The sequence below is a fragment of the Bacillus cereus group sp. MYBK139-1 genome, from assembly GCF_051916915.1.
Taxonomy (GTDB): Bacteria; Bacillota; Bacilli; order Bacillales; family Bacillaceae_G; genus Bacillus_A; species Bacillus_A pacificus.
Genome location: NZ_JBQAHO010000001.1, coordinates 1,345,771 through 1,361,253, shown reverse-complemented (window position 1 = coordinate 1,361,253; position 15,483 = coordinate 1,345,771). Strand labels below are relative to the sequence as shown.

Here is a 15,483-nt window from a genome sequence, read left to right as displayed (position 1 = left end):
GTTAAGAAGAAAACCACCACTATGAATAGTGGTGGTTTTCTTCTTGTTAATTGCTTTTTTCAAAAGCTAGTTTAATACCAAAACCAATTAAGACAATTCCCGTTAACCCTTGAATATAACGTTGTGTCTTCGGTTTTTTCATAAAAGCACTAATTTTATCAATTAAAAATATATAAAAAGCGAACCAAATAACTGTTAAAACTAGGTAAGTAAGGCCCATTATAAGAAGTTGGATAAACGTATTATGATTTGGATTTAAAAATTGCGGTAAAAATGTTAAAAAGAAGACTGCGATTTTAGGGTTTAATAAATTTGTAAGAAACCCTTGGCGAAAGCAAGAAGTATGCTCGTTTGCGTTATTCAAAGATATATCGTTCGTATTGACGCCTTCTTTATTTCTTACTGCTAAAAGGGCTTTAATACCAATATAAATTAAATATAGAGCTCCAACGTACTTGAAAATAGAAAATAAAAGAGCTGACTTTACAATAAGTGCGGAAAGTCCGATTACTGCTGCTAAAGTATGAATCAATAGTGCAACACATGTACCGAACACTGTTTTCACCCCGCCTACCTTACCAGCAACTAATGTGTTTTTCGTAGCCATTGCAGTATCAGGACCAGGTAAAATAATAAGACAAATAGACATAATGATGAAAAGAAAATAATTTTCAATCATAGTCGCTCCTCCTTCTTTTATTTTTAGAATATTTAATTAAAAATAGTGTAGCACATAATTTGATTTAATAAAATTAAATTTTATTAAAATTTATTAAATAGGAAAAAGGCTATATAGGCGTGTAATTATACGACCCTATAGCCTCAATTTTATCCCGTATGAAAGGGCGATTGCTTCTACTAATAATAAGAGGGAGATCAACCCTACTTATTAAATTTTCACTTTACGCATTAAGTAAGTTAAAGAACCGGTTTACATCTTCTTCTGAAACATCACTTAACAGCTTATATTTATAATTTGGATTTTGGTCTTTATCAACGACAACAGATCGTACTCCTTCAAAGAAATCTTCATGTCTCATGAAGTTTTTAGCAAGTACAAGGTCAGTAGCGAAACATTCTTCAACGGACTTATCTTGTCCATCAATAAACTGTTTTAATGTTACTTTTAGTGAAATAGGAGATTTTGATAATAACGTTTCTTTCGTTTGTAAAGCAAAGGAACTTTGATCTTTTTCTAATGAATGAATAATTTCTTCAATTGTATCGAATGCAAAATGTGAATTAATTTCTTCTAATGAAGGGGAAAGCTCGCTTTCTAATGTTGGAGCAGTTGCAAATGTACGAATGACTTCTTTTAAATGAGTATGTACATCATCTTCTTTATGCCAATGTACACTTTCCAGTTCAGTAAGGAAATTTGGTAATGAATCAGATGCCATAAAATAATCAGCAGCGTTTATAAATAATACGTCAGAAGCTTTTAAAATAGATGCTGTTAAAGCGACATAGCGGCCAGCATACCCTGGAGCTTTATTTAAGAAATAAGCAGCACCGACGTCTGGGAAGAAGCCAATATTCATCTCTGGCATTGCCCATTTCGTACGCTCAGTTACAATTCGATATTTCGCACCATTTGTAAGACCGACACCACCACCCATTACAATTCCATCTAAACAAGCGATAATCGGTTTTTTATATTGATAAATATATGTATCAATTTCATACTCTTCTTCAAAAAAACGTTCCGCATGCTGCAATGCAGCTTCATTTGAACGTGCTTCATAAAGAGTTTTAATGTCGCCACCTGCACAAAAACCTTTTGTGCCAGCTCCTTTTAATACGATAAGCGCAATTCGCTCATCATGTTCCCACTCTTTCAGCTTTTGCCCAATTGGTTGCAACATGTCATAAGATAAAGAATTAAGTGCTTTTGGGCGGTTTAAAGTAATTGATGCAACGCCGTTTTCGCTAACAGAAAATAAAACGTGTTCAGTCATAATTCATCCTCCCTTACATATCTTCTTATTCTTAATTCTTTATACGTACTGAAATGTCCTTTATAAATTTTGTCTAAAGTTAGCGGTATATGTTAATTTGTCCACTGCATATTTTGACGAGTTATATTTGCAGGATTTTGGAGGTTGAAAATGAATATTACAACATTACTGTAATTGTAATTATTTGAAGTTACCATGATAAACAAGCTATTATATATGTGTAAATTGTACATAATCACTTCGAAAAGAGTATTTGAAGTGATTATAATGAAAGAAAAATTGCTTTTCATTAGAAATAGAGAAAGGAGAAATCGGAATGCCAGTACCTTTACTATTGTCGGTGATTATTTTGTCTTCTTTAATGATAGGGATAACGCAGTATTTTCATCATACAGATACGACAGAGGAAGTGAAGGATAAAGTACGACTTGTATTTCCGATTTTTATCATATCTATTTCTTTTTGCATTTTATTAAATAAAGATGGGTACATTGTTGCAGTATTTTCATTTTTTGTAGCGATTGTTTTCATTACAGTTTTATATTATGTAATGAAAGACTTTATCCAAAAATAAAGATGTCATATGAGACATCTTTATTTTTGGAAAGAATAAAATTTCACATACCGTACTATATGTAAAAATAAAAAAACATATCGCAATAGAAAAGTATGTACTTTACCGTGTATTTACTTGTCAATCTTGCATAGCCAATATACTATTAATAGTGTAGAGATTAGAAAAAGGGGTTGTATCTATCATGAAATTTGAGATGCACACAAAAATTATTTCAAATGAAAAAGAAGTAAGATTACATATAGAAGAAAACATATTTCAATTAAAATTGGATGGTTATCACTTATTTACAGTTCAAGAAATATTACCTTTATATAAATCAAATGAAGAAAGAATCGGTAGTGCAATGATACAAAAGTTAGAATGGGAGAACGGAAAAACTACAATAAACTATCAACTTGTATCACTAAATTCAGTAAATTAAAAGGAGCAGGAAACCATGAAGTTATTTCATACAGCCGATTGGCATTTAGGAAAGCTTGTTCATGGCGTGTATATGACTGAAGATCAAAAGATTGTACTAGATCAGTTTGTACAAGCTGTTGAAGAAGAAAAACCAGATGCCGTAATTATTGCAGGGGATTTATATGACCGAGCAATTCCACCTACAGAAGCAGTAGACTTATTAAATGATGTGCTGCAAAAAATAGTGATTGATTTACAAACACCAGTTATTGCAGTTGCTGGGAACCATGATAGTCCAGATCGTATTCATTTTGGAAGTAGTTTAATGAAAAAACAAGGCTTATTTATTGTAGGGCAATTTCAATTTCCCTATGAACCAATTATTTTAAATGATGAATATGGCGAGGTTCACTTCCATCTCATTCCATACGCGGATCCAAGTATAGTTAGACATGTATTGAAAAATGAAGACGTACGTTCTCATGATGATGCGATGCGTATTTTTATGAATGAGCTATCTGAAGCGATGGATAAAGAAGCTAGACATGTATTTGTTGGTCATGCATTTGTAACTTCTGCTGGAGAAGCGGAAGAGAATACAAGTGATGCTGAACGACCACTTTCAATTGGTGGTGCTGAATACGTAAATAGTCATTATTTTGATAAATTTCATTACACAGCGCTTGGACATTTACATCAAGCGCATTTCGTACGTAATGAGACAATTCGATATTCCGGTTCGCCACTTGCCTATTCTATTTCTGAAGAAAAGCATAAAAAAGGATATTATATTGTGGAACTGAACGAGCAAGGTGAAGCAACAATTGAAAAAAGGTTACTTACTCCACGCCGTAAAATGCGAACAGTAGAAGCGAAAATAGATGAATTGTTACAACATCCAGTAAGTGAAGATTACGTGTTTGTAAAATTATTAGATGAAAATCCTGTCTTGCAGCCAATGGAAAAAATACGCTCTGTTTATCCAAATGCAATGCATGTTGAAAGAGCCATTCAAAGACGAGAGTTCACTGAGTCAAATGAAGTAACTGTTTCAAGACATAAAATGGATGATTTATCATTATTAAAGGCTTTTTATAAAGAAATGAAAGGCTTAGATTTATCAGAAGAGAAAGAACGTCTATTTGTAGAAGTATTACAAACAGTGCAAGAACGGGAAGGTGAACGAGGATGAGACCGATTCAGCTTATTATGACGGCATTTGGCCCATATAAACAGAAAGAAGTAATTGATTTTGACGATTTGGGAGAGCATCGTATTTTCGCCATTTCTGGGAACACGGGCGCTGGAAAGACAACGATTTTTGATGCGATTTGTTATGTTTTATATGGTGAGGCAAGCGGAGAAGAACGAAGTGATACGAGCATGCTCCGCAGTCAATTTGCTGATGATAATGTGTATACAAGCGTAGAATTAACCTTTCAGTTAAAAGGGAAACGTTATGAAATAAAACGACAACTGGGACATAAAAAACAAGGGAACAAGACGATTACGGGACATGCAGTAGAATTATATGAAGTAATTGATGAAGAGAAGATTCCGGCTGTTGATCGTTTCCATGTAACGGATGTAAATAAAAAAGTAGAAGATTTAATTGGTTTAAGTAAACATCAATTCAGCCAAATTGTTATGTTACCGCAAGGGGAATTCCGAAAACTATTAACATCTGAGACAGAAAACAAAGAAGAAATTTTGCGTCGTATTTTTAAAACAGATCGTTATAAGTTAATGCGTGAGTTACTTGATCAAAAACGAAAACAATGGAAAGACGTCTTACAAGAAAAACAGAAAGAGCGAGAGCTATATTTCCGTAATGTTTTTAAATTACCAATTCGAGATGGAGCATTATTAGAGACTTTAGTGGAACAAGAGCATGTAAATACACATCAAGTAGTAGAAGCATTAGAACAAGAAACAGCTGTGTATAAGGCAGAGGTTGAGCAATTACAAGTAGAACAAGATGTTCAAACGAAGCAATTAAAGGATGCTGAAACACGTTTTCATGCAGCGAAGTCTGTAAATGAGAAATTTATAGATTTACAACAAAAGAATGAGAAATATAATAATTTACAAGAAAACCGTTCAGTAATTGAAATGAAAGAAATATCTTTTAAGCGTGCGGAACAAGCGAAGCGCTTATTACCATTTGAACAATGGCACGAAGAAGCGATGGAAAATGAGCAGAAAGCTGAAAGTTTGTTAAAACAAATTATCGCTAAAAAAGAAAATATAATGAATAATTTTGAACTTGCTCAGGAGAAATATGAAGCAATAAAGAATAAAGAACCTGAGAGAGAAAATGCAAAAAAACTTGTTCAAAGATTAGAAGAGTTACAACCGATTATTGCATCATTAGCTGAGAAACAATTGAATTTACAAAATGCAGAAATTCAACTAGGAAAATTAAAAGAAAGTATGAAAAACTTAGATCGACAATTAGAAGAGCATACAAATCAAAAACAGCTAATGTCTGGTGAATTACAGCAATTGGAGCGAGCGCTTGAACGATATGTAGATAAAGTAGAAGAACTAACGAATATGCGAGAAGATGCAAAAGTTTTAAAGCAAGCATATGATGTATGGCAAGAAAAACAAAAATTCGAGCAAGAAAAAGAAACTGCATTTACTAAGATGCAAGAGACAGTTCGTGCATATGAGAATATGGAGCGTCGCTGGTTAAGTGAACAAGCTGGTATATTGGCTCTTCATCTACATGATGGTGAATCTTGTCCAGTATGTGGCAGCACGAACCATCCGAAAAAAGCTTCAGAGCAAAGTGATGCCATCAATGAAAAAGAGTTAAATGATTTAAGAGACAAGAAGAATATTGCCGAAAAATTACATGTGCAAGTAGAGGAGAAATGGAATTTCTATCATCTTCAATATGAGCAAGTAATAGAAGAGGTTAAGAAGCGAGGCTACCAATCGGAAGAATTAGCTGAAACATATAGTGCGCTTGTTCAAAAAGGAAAACAATTAGCAACTGAAGTGAATACGTTAAAAGCAAGTGAAGAAACGCGTAAGCAAACAGCTGTGAAAATAAAAAGCATAGAAGAAAAAGTAGATGCACTTCAGAAACAAAAACATGAGGTAGAAACAGAGCAGCACCGTATAGAAATGGATTGTATGCAGCTTCGTACGTCATATGAACATGATAAGAAAAACATTCCTGAAAACTTACAAACAGTCCAAGCTTGGAAAGTCCAGTTTGACCAAGCTATGCATGAGCTCAAATTAATGGAGGACGAATGGAAGAAAGTGCAGGAGGCGTATCAACATTGGCAAAATGAAAATATACGTATTCAAGCAGAACAGGAAGGTGCTTCTAATCAATTTGAAAGTGCAAAATCGAAGAAAGAAGAGACTTTCACGCGCTTTATGAGAGAGCTTGAACAGAGTGGATTTACAGCTCAAATTACGTATAAAGAAGCGAAATTAAGTGATGCCGAGATGGATATGTTACAAAAAGAAATTCAAAGCTATTATTCATCTCTTGAAGTACTTGCAAAACAAATTGAAGAGTTACATGCTGAATTAAAAGATAAAGAGTATATGGATATTACGACGTTAGGTGAACACATTAAAGAACTAGAAATTAACCTTGATATCATTAAAGAAAAACGTCAACGTGCGCAAAATGCGGTAACATATATTTCTGATTTACATGAAAATATTAGACGTATCGATGAGCAAATTCATGAGGAAGAAAAAGCTTTCCAAGAACTTGTTGACTTATATGAAGTAATGAAAGGTGATAACGAAAGCCGTATATCATTTGAACGTTACATCTTAATTGAGTATTTAGAACAAATCGTTCAAATCGCAAACGAACGATTACGCAAATTATCAAATGGACAATTTTATTTAAAACGAAGTGAACGAGTAGAAAAGAGAAATCGTCAAAGTGGATTAGGGTTAGATGTATACGACGCATATACTGGCCAAACACGCGATGTAAAAACACTATCTGGCGGCGAGAAATTTAATGCCTCACTTTGCTTAGCGCTCGGCATGGCAGACGTCATTCAAGCGTATGAAGGCGGTATTTCAATCGAAACGATGTTTATCGACGAAGGATTCGGTTCATTAGATGAGGAGTCATTAACAAAAGCGGTTGACGCCTTAATTGACTTACAAAAATCAGGTCGATTTATCGGTGTCATTTCACACGTGCAAGAGCTAAAAAACGCAATGCCAGCTGTATTAGAAGTAACGAAGCAGAAGGATGGGTGTAGTCAGACAAGGTTTGTGGTGAAGTAAGTTCAATTGTAATTCATATTATTTGTGATTCTTTAGTATAGAACTTTTGATAAAATAAATGCCTCCTCTGTATTGAGGAGGCATTTATTTGTTATTCAAAATTAGATAATTTATCTATGAGTTATCTGTAGACGGCGGCGTATTTTCCAAACGGTTATAAGTTTTAAAAGCCGAAATTGCAGATATAACACCACCTACTAAAAATAAAGCCGATCCACCGACCAAGATGATACGACTGACATATGTTTCGCGCGCTTCTTCAACTTCTTCTTGTAACATTGTTGGCATTTGAAATCCCCCTTAACAACATTTATTTTGTAGATAGTATATACAAATGCCTAAAATATGTTAAAATCACTGGATAGTGTTAGGAGGAAGTGAATAGTTACATGTGAATTGTTTGAAAAATCTTCATTACAAATTTATGCGAACTTCACATAGAGCACATATTAACATTGTATTATGTATATGTACCAAATAAATAAAGTGAATTGTATTTCGTTCTGTTTTTAAAAATTTAAAATTCTATTATTTTTATATAAAGGTTTCCCGTCGGAGTTTTAAATATTTTGGAAATAGATCTAAATAAGAGAAATTCACATAAAAGGGGAATGTCTTATGACAACATATACGAGTGAAATGAGAAAAAGTTTAGTTTCAGAAGAAGATGTAGATATTTTAAAAATTATGGCTCACCCAATCCGATTACAAATTGTAAATGAATTAAGTACGAGAAAAACTTGTAATGTAACGCAATTAACAGAATTACTAAATATTCCACAATCGACGGTTTCACAACATTTATCAAAAATGAAGGGTAAAGTGTTACGAGCTGAGAGAAGAGGTTTGGAAATTTATTACCATATTAATAATTTAAAAGCGAGTAAGATTGTAAGTGTTTTAGGATATATAAACTAATGAATTATTTTCATATATAATAGCCGCTGCTGATGAGCAGGGGCTATTTTGTGTTGTTTTATCCCGCGTTAACGGAAAGTAAAACTCCCATCTCAAAATTCAGTTGGAGCAAAGAAGTTAGATGGGAGTCGGGCTGTCCGTAAACGTCCGATTGGTTCAACTAATAATCAGTGGGGGATGAACAAAACCCCCACTGATTAAAGTTTCACTTTATGTATTCGCATTTAAAATTTTATAGTTTTTATGATTTACAATTGTTCGATCAAATTCAAAAGTACCACCGCTTACATTTGTAATTTCAACTAAGACCGATTCAGTATAAAGTTTTAGTACAGATCCTGTAATCTTTAAATTGTTTCGTTGAAAAAGTATAGTATCCCCTACGTTTGCTTTCATAGTACCTCCTCATTAAAGACAGAAATATTTTTTATTATATATATTAAACCACGTATAAGTATATTAGTGAATATTTAGTTTTATTTATCAAAAAAATATTTGTTGTCTATGTGTGCAGAATGAAAAGAAATTTTAACAAGACTTATTAAAAATGCTTTCATTATGGTGGGATTTGTAGAGCCAATTGTTACATTTGAAGAAACAATGATAAACGTATAAAGAAAGTCAAGCTTATGAATTGATCTAATAAAACCGTCTTTTTAATAAATATTAAAGAGACGGTTTTTTTGTTTCACTTTTTAAAAAGGGGTTCAAAAACAAATGTAAATCGAACTTATACAAACCAATATAAATAACTGTTACGTATTTAATAAGTGCTTTTTTGTATTTCGTCCTTCGTTTTCTGTAACTGATTCCATGTTTTTAACGCTCTATCTTGTAAGTGCTTACATAAGTGGAAACATCTTATACAATGAAGGTGTTAAATCAAAAGAGGTGACCAAAATGAACATAAAAAAACAAGACTTAGCGAAAAGCATTGAAATAGAAAGAGGAGGCGAAAAGGTATGAAAAAATCAAATGTTAATCCATGGCTTGTTGTCCTTGGTACAGTCATAGTTCAAATGGGACTTGGGACGATATACACATGGAGTTTATTCAATCAGCCTTTAGTTAGTAAATACGGTTGGAGTCTTAACGCAGTTGCGATAACTTTCTCAATTACTAGTCTTTCCTTAGCATTTTCAACTTTATTTGCGAGTAAATTGCAAGAAAAATGGGGACTTCGTAAACTTATTATGATAGCTGGACTAGCATTAGGACTAGGATTAGTACTTAGTTCACAAGCTTCCTCATTAATTTTGCTTTATGTACTAGCGGGGGTTGTTGTGGGTTATGCAGATGGTACAGCATATATCACTTCATTATCTAATTTAATAAAGTGGTTTCCAGAGCGTAAAGGTTTAATTGCTGGAATTTCTGTCTCTGCATATGGTTCAGGTAGTTTAATCTTTAAATACGTTAACGCACAGTTAATCGAATCAGTTGGTGTATCCCAAGCATTTATATACTGGGGTTTAATTGTTACAGCTATGATTGTCCTTGGATCTTGTTTAATCCATCAAGCTGCTGATCAAGGTGCAGTTCAGGAAACAAACACTCATGAATATACAACGAAAGAAATGTTAGGCACAAAACAAGTATACTTATTATTTATTATGTTATTTACATCATGTATGAGTGGCTTATACTTAATTGGTATGGTAAAAGATATTGGTGTTCAACTTGTAGGACTTAACGCAGCAACAGCAGCTAATGCGGTGGCTATGGTTGCAATCTTCAATACATTAGGTCGTATTATTCTAGGACCGTTATCAGATAAAATCGGCCGCTTAAAAATCGTTACTGGTACTTTTGTTGTTATGGCAAGTTCAGTCTTAGTTCTAAGTTTTGTAGATTTAAATTACGGTATCTATTTCGTATGTGTAGCAAGTGTAGCGTTTTGCTTTGGTGGAAATATCACGATTTTCCCAGCTATTGTTGGTGATTTCTACGGTATGAAAAATCATAGTAAGAACTACGGAATTGTGTATCAAGGATTTGGATTTGGAGCGCTTGCAGGTTCCTTTATCGGTGCACTTCTGGGTGGATTCAAACCAACATTCATGGTGATCGGTGTATTATGTGTCGTGTCATTCATTATCGCAATTTTAATTCAAGCACCTAAACAGAAAAAAGAACAAGAAGAAGAGTATCGCAGTGTAGCATAAGTATATAAATCTTCTATAACACTATAGTTACGAAAAAGCATCCTGTTAAATAGGGTGCTTTTTTTGAGTTATTTTAACAAGGTTAAATTACTTTTTATTTTTTTTGATATAAAAGTGAGTGAAATGTCCATTTGGATTATATTGGAATATAATAAATCGATACATCATATTCGAAATATGTATTAAATCTTAAATAATAAAGAAAATATGCATTGATGTTTGCAAGATATATTTTCAGAAAAATATTGAGAAAATAAATGCTCGATTTTTTGTTAAGGATTTGTAACTGAAGGGATCTCCAGTTTATCATCTTTAATTTTTACAAAGAGGAGTAAGAATTAAAGTATTAATGTAAGTGTTTATTAATACTTTTAGATGTAATTGTATTGAAAATCACTAAAGTATTTATCTGAAAAATAAAAATATGTTGACAAGTTTATTGAGAAAGATTATCATTTCGGTGTAAGAACGTTAAATGAAAAACATTATCAATGAATAACATTTTAATGAAAAGTACACTTGACCAATTACTTTAGTAAGTGTATTATTTTTTACATCGATAATGATAATCATTATCATTATTTGTTTGATTAGATTAATTTTCAAATGAAAGGATAGAGGAAATGAACGTAGGGGAATTTGATGGGAAAACTGTTTTAGTAACAGGTGCAGCCCAAGGTATAGGTAGTGTTGTTGCCAAAATGTTTTTAGAAAGAGGAGCTACAGTTATTGCGGTTGATCAAAATGAAGAGGGATTAAACGAACTCTTAAATGAAATACATTTGAAAACGTTTTGCTTAGATGTAAGTGATAGTACCGCAGTTGAACAGATGGTAAATGATATTGAAAATGAAATAGCACCGATAGATATATTAGTGAATGTTGCAGGGGTTTTATGTATGGGAGTGATTCACTCGTTAAGTGATGAAGATTGGAATAAAACATTTTCTGTAAATTCTACAGGAGTTTTCTATATGTCCCGAGCGGTAAGTAAACATATGATGCAAAGAAAGTCAGGGGCAATTGTTACAGTTGGTTCAAATGCAGCAAATACTCCGAGAATGGAGATGGCTGCGTATGCTGCATCAAAAGCTGCAACGACGATGTTTATGAAATGTTTAGGATTAGAACTTGCAGCATACAACATTCGCTGTAACGTAGTTTCTCCAGGTTCAACTGAAACTGAAATGCAAAGGTTACTATGGGCTGATGAGAATGGCGCAAAAAATATAATAGCAGGTACTCAAAGTGCATATAGACTCGGTATACCGTTACAAAAAATTGCACAGCCTTCAGAAATTGCTGAAGCGGTATTGTTTTTAGCTTCAGATAAAGCAAGTCATATTACAATGCACAATTTATGTGTCGATGGCGGAGCGACATTAGGAGTTTAATAAAAAAATTCAGGGGGTTAGTATACAATGAATGAATTTACGGCTGTAAAGGAACTGTCAGAAAAATTACTAGAAGATTATAAGACTGAATCTTCATTCTTTTTCGCTTCACCAACTCGAACGATATTAGCAGAGGGAGAGTTTACTACAATAAAGCATCATGAAATTGAAAGTTTTCCAGAGTTTGTGCAAGCAGAATTACGTAATGCAAAACAAGCAGGAAATCCGAATCCTATCGTTGTCGGTGCTTTGCCATTTGATCGTAGAAAAGAAGTTCAACTTATCGTACCAGAATATAGTAGGACTTCTGAGCGATTACAATTGGATACAACAAATCAGCTTGAAATAAATGAGAACTTAACATTCGAAATGACGCCTGTACCAGCGCCTGAAGTGTATATGAATGGTGTGAAGCAAGGGATTAAAAAAATACAGGACGGGGATTTAAAGAAAATCGTTCTATCCAGATCGTTAGATGTAAAATCTTCCGAAAAGATTGATAAGCAAAAACTTCTTCGAGAATTAGCAGCGCATAATAAGCGCGGATATACATTTGCTGTGAATTTACCGAAAGATGAAAAGGAGAATAGTAAGACGTTAATTGGAGCGAGCCCTGAATTACTCGTCTCACGTAATGGTATGCAAGTTATTTCTAATCCGTTAGCTGGTTCAAGGCCACGTAGTGAGGATTCAGTTGAAGATAAGAGAAGAGCAGAGGAATTACTTTCTTCTCCAAAAGATTTACATGAACATGCGGTAGTAGTAGAAGCAGTTGTTGCAGCGCTTCGTCCGTACTGTCATACATTACATGTTCCGGAAAAGCCATCCGTTATTCATAGTGAAGCGATGTGGCATTTATCTACTGAAGTGAAAGGTGAACTAAAAGATCCGAATACTACTTCTTTGGAATTAGCAATTGTTCTTCATCCGACGCCAGCAGTTTGCGGAACACCGATGGAAGAAGCGAGAGAGGCGATTCAAAAAATTGAGCCATTTGACCGTGAATTCTTTACAGGAATGCTAGGGTGGAGTGATTTAAATGGAGACGGTGAATGGATTGTTACAATTCGTTGTGCTGAAGTACAAGAAAATACACTCCGTTTATATGCAGGAGCGGGCGTTGTTGCTGAGTCAAAACCAGAAGATGAATTAGCAGAAACATCAGCTAAGTTCCAAACAATGTTGAAAGCTTTAGGGTTAAATGATAGTTCACTTAATGAAAAGTAGGGGGCAGAAAGAATGCTAACAGGTTATACAAAATGGCCAAAAGAATTTGCTGATCGTTATCGAGAGGAAGGGTGTTGGCTTGGGGAAACATTTGGCGTGATGTTAAGAGAGCGAGCTGAAAAATATGGCGATCAAATTGCAGTTGTAAGTGGTAATACGCATATTACGTATAGTGAGCTTGATAAAAAAGTAGATCGATTAGCTTCAGGTCTACTGAATTTAGGAATAAAGCAAGAGGATCGAGTTGTAATCCAGCTACCTAACGTTATTGAGTTTTTCGAAGTATGTTTTGCGCTATTTCGAATTGGGGCACTTCCTGTTTTTGCATTACCTTCACATCGAAGCAGTGAAATTAGTTATTTTTGTGAGTTTGGTGAGGCGAGTGCTTACGTTATTTCAGATAAAGCTCTCGGTTTTGATTATCGAAAACTAGCAAGAGAAGTGAAAGAGAAAGTGCCGACTTTACAACATGTAATTGTAGTGGGAGAAGAAGAAGAATTTGTGAACATAAGTGATTTATATATAGATCCCGTTCCATTACCAGACATTCAGCCAAGTGATGTTGCGTTTCTCCAATTATCAGGGGGGACAACAGGACTTTCTAAATTAATTCCTCGAACGCATGATGATTATATTTATAGTTTACGTGTTAGCGCTGAAATTTGTAATTTAAGTGCAAAGAGTGTCTATATGGCCGTTCTTCCAGTAGCACATAATTACCCGATGAGCTCTCCTGGAACATTTGGAACTTTCTATGCGGGTGGAAAAGTAGTGCTGGCAACTGGAGGTAGTCCAGATGAGGCATTTGCACTTATTGAAAAAGAAAAAGTTACGATTACTGCTCTCGTACCGCCATTAGCAATGATATGGCTTGATGCTGCATCTTCACGTAATAACGATTTATCGAGTCTAGAAGTGATTCAAGTAGGTGGTGCGAAATTTAGTGCTGAAGTTGCAAAACGTATACGCCCTACATTTGGATGTACATTACAGCAAGTATTCGGTATGGCGGAAGGATTAGTGAACTATACAAGATTAGATGATCCTGAAGAAATTATTATTCATACACAAGGTAGACCAATGTCTGCACTCGATGAAGTACGAGTTGTTGATGAAAATGACAACGATGTAAAACCGGGCGAAGTAGGTAGTTTATTAACAAGAGGGCCGTATACAATTCGTGGTTATTATAAAGCAGAAGAGCATAATGCACGATCGTTTACAAAGGATGGATTTTATCGTACAGGAGATCTTGTGAAAGTAAATGAACAAGGTTACATCATTGTAGAAGGAAGAGATAAAGATCAAATTAATCGTGGTGGTGAGAAAGTTGCCGCAGAAGAAGTTGAAAATCATCTATTAGCACATGATGCAGTACATGATGTAGCGATTGTATCTATGCCTGACGATTATTTAGGAGAACGTACTTGTGCATTTGTTATAGCTCGTGGACAAGCTCCGGCAGTAAGTGAATTAAAAATGTTTTTAAGAGAACGCGGTATAGCAGCTTATAAGATTCCAGATCGAATTGAATTTATTGAATCATTCCCGCAAACAGGCGTTGGAAAGGTAAGTAAAAAAGAATTACGTAAAGTCATTGCTGAAAAACTTATTACAGTAAAACAATAATAAAAACAGGAAGGAAGTGATTAGATGGCTATCCCATCTATTTCAGTATATAAAATGCCAATTGAATCAGAACTACCAAAAAATAAAGTGAATTGGACACCAGATCCGAAACGTGCAGTACTTTTAATTCATGACATGCAAGAATATTTTCTTGATGCATATAACGATAAAGAATCACCGAAAGTAGAACTTATTTCAAATATTAAAATGATAAGAGAAAAATGTAAGGAACTTGGTATACCAGTTGTTTATACAGCGCAACCTGGTGGGCAAACGTTAGAACAACGAGGTTTATTACAAGACTTTTGGGGTGACGGTATTCCTGCTGGACCAGATAAAAAGAAAATTGTTGATGAACTTACTCCTGATGAGGATGATATATTCCTAACAAAATGGAGATATAGTGCATTTAAAAAGACAAATCTATTAGAAATTTTACATGAACAAGGAAGAGATCAACTCATTATTTGCGGTATTTATGCGCATATTGGCTGCCTTTTAACAGCTTGTGAAGCATTTATGGATGGTATAGAGCCGTTCTTTGTAGCAGATGCAGTTGCTGATTTTTCACTAGAGCATCATAAACAAGCATTGGAGTATGCATCAAATAGATGTGCAGTAACGACATCAACAAGCCTACTGTTAAACGATTTACAAAGTGTCAAAGGTGATGAGAGTGAAGGGATCACTATACAGGAAGTGCATGAATTAGTTGCACAACTACTTCGTGAGCCAGTAGAGAGTATTGATATTGATGAGGACTTATTAAATAGAGGGCTTGATTCGGTCAGAATTATGAGTTTAGTAGAGAAGTGGCGTCGTGAAGGGAAAGAAATCACTTTTGCAGATTTAGCAGAACGTCCAACTGTTGCGGGTTGGTACAGTTTACTATCTTCACAAACAGCACAGGTGCTGTAACAAATAGACTACATAAT

The 15,483-nt window shown here is 34.3% G+C and carries 14 protein-coding genes; 10 read left to right on the top strand and 4 right to left on the bottom strand.

Annotated features, from left to right (window positions below; translation table 11 throughout):
• Window positions 1-46 precede the first annotated feature (46 nt).
• Complete coding sequence (locus ACTFRS_RS06900) at window positions 47-679, bottom strand: LysE family translocator (RefSeq protein WP_000572338.1); 633 nt, start codon at window positions 677-679, stop codon at window positions 47-49.
• A gap of 223 nt (window positions 680-902) precedes the next feature.
• Window positions 903-1,958, bottom strand: a complete 1,056-nt coding sequence (locus tag ACTFRS_RS06895; RefSeq protein ID WP_242293636.1) for an enoyl-CoA hydratase/isomerase family protein — start codon at window positions 1,956-1,958, stop codon at window positions 903-905.
• Between the two features lie 316 nt (window positions 1,959-2,274).
• On the opposite strand from ACTFRS_RS06895, the gene ACTFRS_RS06890 reads away from it, so the two are divergent.
• From ACTFRS_RS06890 to ACTFRS_RS06875, 4 genes are all read left to right on the top strand, one after another.
• Window positions 2,275-2,532 carry a hypothetical protein gene (locus tag ACTFRS_RS06890; RefSeq protein ID WP_001145040.1) on the top strand — a complete coding sequence of 86 codons (258 nt, stop codon included), beginning with the start codon at window positions 2,275-2,277 and terminating at the stop codon, window positions 2,530-2,532.
• A gap of 184 nt (window positions 2,533-2,716) precedes the next feature.
• A complete protein-coding gene (locus tag ACTFRS_RS06885; RefSeq protein ID WP_000667348.1) occupies window positions 2,717-2,956 on the top strand; it encodes a DUF2584 domain-containing protein in 240 nt (79 codons plus the stop codon).
• Window positions 2,957-2,971: 15 nt separating this feature from the next.
• Complete coding sequence (locus ACTFRS_RS06880) at window positions 2,972-4,129, top strand: exonuclease SbcCD subunit D (protein WP_139867239.1); 1,158 nt, start codon at window positions 2,972-2,974, stop codon at window positions 4,127-4,129.
• Window positions 4,126-7,215 carry an AAA family ATPase gene (locus tag ACTFRS_RS06875; protein ID WP_242293635.1) on the top strand — a complete coding sequence of 1,030 codons (3,090 nt, stop codon included), beginning with the start codon at window positions 4,126-4,128 and terminating at the stop codon, window positions 7,213-7,215. The genes ACTFRS_RS06880 and ACTFRS_RS06875 overlap by 4 nt, the downstream gene beginning before the upstream one ends.
• 114 nt (window positions 7,216-7,329) lie before the next feature.
• On the opposite strand, the gene ACTFRS_RS06870 is transcribed toward ACTFRS_RS06875, so the two are convergent.
• Window positions 7,330-7,503 carry a hypothetical protein gene (locus ACTFRS_RS06870; protein WP_001142748.1) on the bottom strand — a complete coding sequence of 58 codons (174 nt, stop codon included), beginning with the start codon at window positions 7,501-7,503 and terminating at the stop codon, window positions 7,330-7,332.
• 330 nt (window positions 7,504-7,833) lie between these two features.
• Between ACTFRS_RS06870 and ACTFRS_RS06865 the strand changes: the two genes are divergently transcribed.
• A complete protein-coding gene (locus ACTFRS_RS06865; protein WP_000214798.1) occupies window positions 7,834-8,133 on the top strand; it encodes an ArsR/SmtB family transcription factor in 300 nt (99 codons plus the stop codon).
• Window positions 8,134-8,343: 210 nt separating this feature from the next.
• Here the strand turns inward: ACTFRS_RS06865 and ACTFRS_RS06860 are convergent, their stop codons facing one another.
• A complete protein-coding gene (locus ACTFRS_RS06860; protein ID WP_000646789.1) occupies window positions 8,344-8,529 on the bottom strand; it encodes a YkvS family protein in 186 nt (61 codons plus the stop codon).
• 566 nt (window positions 8,530-9,095) lie between these two features.
• Between ACTFRS_RS06860 and ACTFRS_RS06855 the strand changes: the two genes are divergently transcribed.
• The 5 genes from ACTFRS_RS06855 (at window position 9,096) to ACTFRS_RS06835 (ending at window position 15,466) form a co-directional block, all read left to right on the top strand.
• A complete protein-coding gene (locus ACTFRS_RS06855; RefSeq protein WP_139867235.1) occupies window positions 9,096-10,298 on the top strand; it encodes an L-lactate MFS transporter in 1,203 nt (400 codons plus the stop codon).
• 623 nt (window positions 10,299-10,921) lie between these two features.
• On the top strand, window positions 10,922-11,692 hold the full coding sequence (gene dhbA, locus ACTFRS_RS06850) for a 2,3-dihydro-2,3-dihydroxybenzoate dehydrogenase (RefSeq protein ID WP_139867233.1): 771 nt from the start codon (window positions 10,922-10,924) through the stop codon (window positions 11,690-11,692).
• Between the two features lie 27 nt (window positions 11,693-11,719).
• Entirely contained in the window at window positions 11,720-12,919 is a 1,200-nt protein-coding gene (dhbC, locus tag ACTFRS_RS06845; protein ID WP_242293634.1) for an isochorismate synthase DhbC, read from the top strand.
• A 12-nt stretch (window positions 12,920-12,931) separates the two neighbouring features.
• Window positions 12,932-14,548: a (2,3-dihydroxybenzoyl)adenylate synthase gene (locus ACTFRS_RS06840; protein WP_242293633.1), complete on the top strand. Its 1,617-nt coding sequence runs from the start codon at window positions 12,932-12,934 to the stop codon at window positions 14,546-14,548.
• A 24-nt stretch (window positions 14,549-14,572) separates the two neighbouring features.
• On the top strand, window positions 14,573-15,466 hold the full coding sequence (locus ACTFRS_RS06835) for an isochorismatase family protein (protein ID WP_242293632.1): 894 nt from the start codon (window positions 14,573-14,575) through the stop codon (window positions 15,464-15,466).
• Window positions 15,467-15,483 lie beyond the last annotated feature (17 nt).

Bases quoted from the DNA above. Each gene is read 5' to 3' on its own strand.
- ACTFRS_RS06900 (WP_000572338.1), bottom strand. From the start codon at position 679: ATGATTGAAAATTATTTTCTTTTCATCATTATGTCTATTTGTCTTATT.
- ACTFRS_RS06895 (WP_242293636.1), bottom strand. From the start codon at position 1,958: ATGACTGAACACGTTTTATTTTCTGTTAGCGAAAACGGCGTTGCATCA.
- ACTFRS_RS06890 (WP_001145040.1), top strand. From the start codon at position 2,275: ATGCCAGTACCTTTACTATTGTCGGTGATTATTTTGTCTTCTTTAATG.
- ACTFRS_RS06885 (WP_000667348.1), top strand. From the start codon at position 2,717: ATGAAATTTGAGATGCACACAAAAATTATTTCAAATGAAAAAGAAGTA.
- ACTFRS_RS06880 (WP_139867239.1), top strand. From the start codon at position 2,972: ATGAAGTTATTTCATACAGCCGATTGGCATTTAGGAAAGCTTGTTCAT.
- ACTFRS_RS06875 (WP_242293635.1), top strand. From the start codon at position 4,126: ATGAGACCGATTCAGCTTATTATGACGGCATTTGGCCCATATAAACAG.
- ACTFRS_RS06870 (WP_001142748.1), bottom strand. From the start codon at position 7,503: ATGCCAACAATGTTACAAGAAGAAGTTGAAGAAGCGCGCGAAACATAT.
- ACTFRS_RS06865 (WP_000214798.1), top strand. From the start codon at position 7,834: ATGACAACATATACGAGTGAAATGAGAAAAAGTTTAGTTTCAGAAGAA.
- ACTFRS_RS06860 (WP_000646789.1), bottom strand. From the start codon at position 8,529: ATGAAAGCAAACGTAGGGGATACTATACTTTTTCAACGAAACAATTTA.
- ACTFRS_RS06855 (WP_139867235.1), top strand. From the start codon at position 9,096: ATGAAAAAATCAAATGTTAATCCATGGCTTGTTGTCCTTGGTACAGTC.
- dhbA (WP_139867233.1), top strand. From the start codon at position 10,922: ATGAACGTAGGGGAATTTGATGGGAAAACTGTTTTAGTAACAGGTGCA.
- dhbC (WP_242293634.1), top strand. From the start codon at position 11,720: ATGAATGAATTTACGGCTGTAAAGGAACTGTCAGAAAAATTACTAGAA.
- ACTFRS_RS06840 (WP_242293633.1), top strand. From the start codon at position 12,932: ATGCTAACAGGTTATACAAAATGGCCAAAAGAATTTGCTGATCGTTAT.
- ACTFRS_RS06835 (WP_242293632.1), top strand. From the start codon at position 14,573: ATGGCTATCCCATCTATTTCAGTATATAAAATGCCAATTGAATCAGAA.